At 35.6% G+C, this 2,601-nt stretch carries 2 protein-coding genes and 1 tRNA gene; 1 reads left to right on the top strand and 2 read right to left on the bottom strand.

Annotation, left to right across the window (positions count from 1 at the left end):
* Positions 1 to 249: 249 nt before the first annotated feature.
* Entirely contained in the window at positions 250 to 1,107 is an 858-nt protein-coding gene (locus VB797_RS29435) for a class I SAM-dependent methyltransferase (RefSeq protein ID WP_323241323.1), read from the bottom strand.
* Between the two features lie 715 nt (positions 1,108 to 1,822).
* Positions 1,823 to 1,896, bottom strand: a tRNA-Arg gene (locus VB797_RS29430).
* A gap of 264 nt (positions 1,897 to 2,160) precedes the next feature.
* Here VB797_RS29430 and VB797_RS29425 point away from each other — a divergent pair.
* A partial coding sequence (locus VB797_RS29425; protein ID WP_323241322.1) for an Npun_F0813 family protein occupies positions 2,161 to 2,601 on the top strand: 441 nt, incomplete at its 3' end.

Raw genomic sequence — 2,601 nt, 5'->3', positions numbered from 1 at the left:
GATTTATGGAGAGAGATTGAGAAGCCACTGCGTTGCGCGGGTTTCCCGCGTTGTAGCAAGTGGCGTGGTGAGGTCTTATCTTACATTTAATTACTGCTATTTACTTAACAAGCTTCAAGCTCTCTCGTTATTAATCCGAAAAGCTCATTATTATTAGGAAACAAGACGTTCACTAGTTATAAATAGCGAGCTTCTAGCTCGCACTACCACGATTCATCAAATTAATTAAATTAATTAAATTATTTAATATTAAATCTTTGATAGCTGCCATAGTTGAATTTCATAACAGAGATGGCTGTCAAAAATTTTTCGTGCGGCTAATCCTTCTCTAATTGGTTCATCTAACCAGCGCTTAAATGCCCAACTAAAAAGTGTATATAGTGGTGGAACTGCGATTTTTATCACATCAGCAATATATTTGCCTGTAGTTATTCCAAAAGTACTAAAATTACTTAAGCATAAATCAAGTGTCGGTGCAATTGAACGAGAAATATCTTCCGATTTAATTAACGTAAATCCGACTTTTTCTAAACCTACTTTTAATTGTTCTCGGACATGACAATTAGAAAATATTCCTTCTTGGTATTCAGCATCAAAACGCATCATATCTGCTATCAACAAATAACCTCCACCACCCAGTAAACGAGCCGCACCTTCTGCTAAATCATCAACTGCAATATATTGACTGCTTTCGCTAAACAAAACTAAATCGTACAGCTTATCTTGTTGGAACTCTTCAAATCTAGTTAAGTGAAATGGCACTTTACCTTGAGTATTCTCAAGAAACTTTTCTTCCTGGAGTGCATCTGGGGCTAATGCTTCGATCGCAAAACCGCGATCGCACAAATATTTAGTATTCCCACCCACACCGCAACCAACATCTAGTAAAGTTTTTGTTCCTTCTGGAATAAAACTAAAAAGCTTTACTGCATAAGCTTCTTGAGCTAAACGTAAATGAGTTAGGGTCAATTCTTCTTCTGGTGCAGGTGGTTCTTCCCAATATCCATAATGTAGATAGGAAGATTTTGTCAGTCCCATGTAATAGTCGATCGCTGCATTTTGATAGCGAGTCGCTTTAGGAATCCGAATTGACTTTGATTTTTGCATTTCAGTTATCCTAAATTTAGAGAGTTTAGCATCATTAATACATTCTTATTAATTGGACGACAATGATTGTTATCCGGTTGCTTGAATGAATAATACTTAGCACATTTTTCGCTTTTCGACAATTTAATAATTAGATATTTTTCTCAATAAAATATTATAGATTTTATCGAAAAACTCATTCTATGAACGATTCACTTATTGATGACATTTTGCGAAGGTAAATACAAGCCTTTGTCAAGTGTAAGTCCCGTTTTTGGGAGCATTTTTATTAATAAAGTTATTTATATAGGGACTAGGTTTGCTGAAGGGAAATTACTCGTTGGCTAAACTGATTTTTTAGAAAACCAATTAAGATATGTTGAATTTTTTTAATATATTAAAATAGTAATCCGATATATTAAACTTATTTACTATTACCGGAAATTGGTTTAAATTTATTTTTTTATCTTATACCAATTCTGTATGAGGCTGCGCTAAATCGCCCTCACTCTGGCTATGGTGGGGCTACCCAAACAAAGCCTACCTGCGTAGGCTGAATTCGGTGCTTTATACAGAAACGGTATTAGTCGATTGTTCTCTACGAATAGTTACAAAAAAGGATGAAGTAATAGGATTTACACAATAAAATTAAAGATTTATATCCCCCAAACTGCTTCAAAAAAGCAGAGTTGAAGTTAAAAACAATACCCGCATTGATAATTGATAATTACGAAAACGGGCGCGGCAGGACTCGAACCTGCGACCGACTGCTTAGAAGGCAGTTGCTCTATCCGGCTGAGCTACGCGCCCAAACAAAAAATCTCACCTTTAAAAAGTAAGCCTATATATTATATCGGTAGTCTGAAGAAAAAGCAATGAAAATAGTGATTTTTCCAAGAAACCAAGATAAAATGTAACTAGGTTAACTATAAAGTTACATAAAAATCCGGACACATAGGGTATTGAAGAGGTATATTGTGTTGAAAAAAGGTAAAAGCGTTAAATATTACGAAGACGTTTTTATATCTTCCATATATTAAAAATGCCGGACGTGAGGAGTTATCTGAAAAATTCATGTTTATTTTGAAACGGCAGGACGTTGAAATATCAAGCGTTGTACATCCGTCTCGCGACCAGCAAGTACCTGTTCTTAATTATCAAGGACAAACTTTTCGGTTGATTAGCTTATTTAAAGCGAGTCAAGAAGAAGAGGCGAGAGCTTTGTGGCGAGAATTGACAGATAACCGAGGTAAAGCCTGTGTGTTGTTAGAAGAAGAAGACCGCTTCAGTGTTTGGGGGAAAATTCGTTTAGACCAGCCTGAGAACGAAGCAAGTCAGGGTAATAAAATTTTAACGGTTGCGAGCATTTTATTGTTGCAAGCCGTATATATCGATATTGAAGAGTTTCTTGGTGCAAAACAAGGGAGTTTATTTAAAAAAGAAATTTCACATATCTTGAATCGATGGCAATTTCCAGCAGCATCTTCACCCCAAGCAATTGATTACTTACTAGTA

The organism is Rivularia sp. UHCC 0363, assembly GCF_034931125.1.
Classification (GTDB): Bacteria; Cyanobacteriota; Cyanobacteriia; order Cyanobacteriales; family Nostocaceae; genus Rivularia.
The sequence above is the reverse complement of the archived record's forward strand: the minus strand, read 5'-3'. Positions and strand labels throughout refer to the sequence as shown.

Bases quoted from the DNA above. Each gene is read 5' to 3' on its own strand.
- VB797_RS29435 (WP_323241323.1), bottom strand. From the start codon at position 1,107: ATGCAAAAATCAAAGTCAATTCGGATTCCTAAAGCGACTCGCTATCAA.